The 3918-nt window shown below is 42.8% G+C and carries 3 protein-coding genes; 2 read left to right on the top strand and 1 reads right to left on the bottom strand.

Going from position 1 to position 3918, the window contains the following annotated elements; translation table 11 throughout:
* A partial coding sequence (locus Q0688_RS21180) for a DNA topoisomerase III (RefSeq protein ID WP_299082164.1) occupies window positions 1-1959 on the top strand: 1959 nt, incomplete at its 5' end.
* Window positions 1960-2022: 63 nt separating this feature from the next.
* On the opposite strand, the gene Q0688_RS21175 is transcribed toward Q0688_RS21180, so the two are convergent.
* Complete coding sequence (locus tag Q0688_RS21175; protein WP_299082163.1) at window positions 2023-2970, bottom strand: AraC family transcriptional regulator; 948 nt, start codon at window positions 2968-2970, stop codon at window positions 2023-2025.
* A 306-nt stretch (window positions 2971-3276) separates the two neighbouring features.
* On the opposite strand from Q0688_RS21175, the gene Q0688_RS21170 reads away from it, so the two are divergent.
* Window positions 3277-3918 (top strand): 2Fe-2S iron-sulfur cluster binding domain-containing protein (locus Q0688_RS21170; RefSeq protein ID WP_299082161.1); only part of this gene is annotated, 642 nt, incomplete at its 3' end.

Genomic DNA, 3918 nt, shown 5'->3' with positions numbered 1-3918 from the left:
AAACCCCATCGCAAACAGCAAGGTTATATCGAGCTGGCTAATGGCGATGTGGTGAGCTGGTGCATCGGTCATTTATTAGAGCAAGCAGAACCCGACGCGTATAACGAAGCGTTTAAATCTTGGAAGCTCGAACACCTTCCCATTGTGCCGCAAGAGTGGCAGTTAAAAGCCAAGTCTCAGACCCGGGCGCAATTAACCGTATTACGTAAACTGGTGAAGCAGGCCGACCATATTGTCCACGCCGGTGATCCCGATCGCGAAGGGCAGCTATTAGTTGATGAAGTATTAAGTCACCTAAAAATCAGTGCCCATAAAAGAAAGACGACCGAGCGTTGCTTAATTAGTGATTTGAATCCACCCGCGGTGAAGCGTGCTTTGCAAAACCTGCGCAGCAATCAAGAATTCGTGCCTCTGTCAGTTTCAGCCTTAGCCCGTTCGCGCGCTGATTGGCTATATGGCATGAATATGACACGGGCTTATACCTTACAAGGGCAGAAGGCGGGCTATAAAGGTGTACTGTCGGTTGGCCGTGTACAAACGCCGTTATTAGGCTTAGTGGTTAAGCGCGATGAAGACATTGAAAACTTTGTAAGCCGCGATTTTTATCAAGTCGAAGCACGTTTAAACAATACGACGAATGAATCCTTTTTATTAAAGTGGCAGCCCAGCGAAGCCTGCAAGCCGTATCAAGATGAAGAAGGCCGAGTATTACACAAGCCTTTGGTAGAAAATGTCTGTCAGCGCATCACCAACCAGCCTGCTGAAATTACCAAGCTTGAACAAAAAGAGAAGCAGCAGCCACCGCCGCTGCCGTTTAATTTATCCACTTTACAAATCGAAGCGGCGAAAGCTTTCTCGATGAGCGCCCAGCAAGTATTAGATACCTGTCAGAGTCTGTATGAACGCCATCAACTTATTACCTATCCAAGATCCGATAGCCGTCATTTACCCAATGAGCAGCATAACCTTGCCCCACAAGTAATTAACGCAATTGGTCAAAACTGCCAGCCGCTGACGGAATATGCCCAGCAGGCGCAACCGAATTTAAAAAGCAAAGTCTTTAACGATAGCAAAGTAGAAGCACACCATGCGATTGTGCCGAGTGAAAAATCAATATCGGCTGAACAGTTTTCAAAATTGAACCAGTTTGAACAAAAAGTGTATCGTCATATCGCGCGCCAATATTTGATGCAGTTTTTCCCAGCCTATCAATATGCCGAAACCAAAGTCGAAGCGACTATTGCGGGTGGCCAGTTTAAGACTCAAGCCAAGCAGCCATTGAAGCAAGGCTGGAAAGTACTGTATGGAAATAAAAACGGCTCGGGTGGTCAGCACGTTAACAAAATAGATACTGGGCAGTCTTTACCGCCCATCACCCTAGACCCAAATGACAAACAATACGGAAAGTTTGCTTGGACTTGCGATAACGCCAATTTAGTAGAAAAACAAACCACACCGCCCGAATATTTTAACGACGGCACCTTGCTGGCGGCAATGACCGGCATTGCTCGTTATGTCAGCAGCGCTGAAATTCGCAAGACGTTAAAAGAAACCGACGGTCTTGGTACTGAAGCAACGCGAGCGGGAATCATTGAGCTGCTTTTTAGGCGTAACTTTTTACAGCGCACGGGCAAGCAGATACGCAGTACGGATATTGGTAGGGGCTTAATCAACAGCTTACCTGAATCGGCCATTACGCCTGATATGACGGCTTTGTGGGAACAGCAGCTGAACGCGATCAGCCAGCGCGAGCTTAACTACCAAGGATTTATGCAACCGCTGAATCATCATTTGTTGGCGCTGATTGAACAGGCTAAGCAGTACATACCGACTGCGTTGCAGGGATTAAAGGGGCAAGGTGCTGGGTTCAAAAAAAAGGGCGCGAAGAAATCAAGTGGCGGGAAACCTAGCGCTCGCAAGCCGCCTGCTAGAAAGTACGCCAAAAAGATAAAAAGTTAAAACTGCATGCTGTAAAGGCATTCAATTGCTTTTCTTTATGCAGCGCTTTTTCATTAATCGGCATTAACATTCAGAACGATACCTTGACGGTGAAATGCCTTGCCAGCGTCTAAAAGCACGGCTGAAATTTCGATCATCCTCATAACCTAAAAAATAGCTAATTTCTTTAATCGTCATCTCGGTATTTTTGAGATAAGAAATGGCGAGCGTTTTTTTTACCTCTTCCAGAATTTCACGGTAAGACACACCTTCACTGACAAGCCTTCTGTGCAAAGTCCTTGAGGTCATATTAAACCATGATGCCATCACTGCTTGTGTCGGAAAATTTTCACTGTTTGCCAGAATTTTTTGTTTAACTTTATTTTTATAGCTGCTTTCTTGATGAATAATTTTTAATTCTTTCGCGCATAAAATTTCTGCCTCTTTATAAGCGGCTAAATTGGCAAGTGGAATTCGTTCTAGCATTAATTCTTTTGTAATACTGATACTTGCGCAGGGTGCATTAAATATGAGTTTGCAATCCGTCAAACTATGATAAGCATTTGTTTGATTATTAGCATAGGGAAAACTAATCGTCAGGCTTTTTTTTATTTTAGGTGTTAATTGGTCGAGAGCCGACTTAATCGTAACCAGTATCGCTTCTAATACTAAATTTCGTATTTCATTGAGCGGGAATTTTTCATTAAGTTCGATGATGAATTCTGAATCGTTATACCGAGTTGATATGTCAATAAGGGGAAAGCGTAATGATATATACTGTTCAAGTAATTTAGCGGCTGATACTAAATCTTCACAGTTCATTAAAGCGTAGCCAAGTATACCGTGAGACTGCAATGTTAATCGGTGGCCAACCATCACACCTATCGCAGTATTGTTCGATAGTTCAACGGCTTTAATAACCAAGTCATAAAGTGCTTCATAGCTAACCGTTGCATCAAGCATGCCTGCATCAATGACTTGATATGGGCTCCCATCTAACCACTTTCTTTGATTGATGCCAAAGTCTGCCATGCATTCAGCTACGGCGAGTAAGTATACTCCCGGTATTTTTGCGTTTGTGTGAATCATCAAGAGGCCTGCTTCAGAATTATCATAGGGAGCGCTTTTGTTATTTTGATTATTAGCATCGTTTAGAAAATAGGGGTTGTCAATATGTGACTCCTGCTTGTCAAAATATGACCCTGACTTGTCAGAATATGCCGCCTACCAATATATGCATTGGCTTTAAACTGGATGCACATAATAAAAAGGAAACCCCTTATGATTCGGTCATTTATCAAGTCTATATTTTCTAGCGCTAGCCCCGAAGGGATGCGGGTGAATCAACTCGCTATTTCTTTAGAAAAAAAAGAGACAGTGCTCAGTGCATCTTTGCGGAACGGAATTAATTTTCCCTATAGCTGTAAAGTTGGTGGTTGTGCTGAATGCAAGTGCAAACTAATCAAGGGTAAGGTAAAAGAGTTTACTGATGCAAGCTATCTATTAACGGCAGAAGAAGTCCAATCTGGTTATATACTCGCCTGTCAGAGCGTACCAAAAACGGATGATGTTGAAGTTGAGGTCGACCTGAGTCGAGCTAAGAAACGCATAAATCGAGGAAGAATAGTCGGTAAAACAGAATTAACTCACGACATTACTGCGATAGAAATTGAACTGGATGAAGTGCCGATTTTTAAGGCAGGGCAATATGCTAAGTTAAGTCTTGACTGTCTACCTGGAGTAACAAGAGCCTATTCTTTTGCATCAAAACCTAATGCTGAAAATACACGTGTAAAATTTATTATACGCCATGTGCCTAATGGTGAGTTTTCTGGTTTGGTTAAAAGGGAGGATTTAGTCAACAAAAGTATTGAATTGGAAGGGCCGTTTGGAGACTTCTTTTTAAGAGACTCTGACAATCATATGTTGTTGATTGCTGGTGGTAGTGGATTAGCCCCCATATTGTCAATTTTAGAGCAG

This window comes from uncultured Paraglaciecola sp., assembly GCF_937123705.1.
Taxonomy (GTDB): domain Bacteria; phylum Pseudomonadota; class Gammaproteobacteria; order Enterobacterales; family Alteromonadaceae; genus Paraglaciecola.
Note: the sequence above shows the minus strand (reverse complement) of the source record. Positions and strands in the feature narration are given on the sequence as shown.

What these genes read in the sequence shown, in the direction of transcription:
- Q0688_RS21175 (WP_299082163.1), bottom strand. Translation starts at nt 2,970, where the DNA reads ATGGCAGACTTTGGCATCAATCAAAGAAAGTGGTTAGATGGGAGCCCA.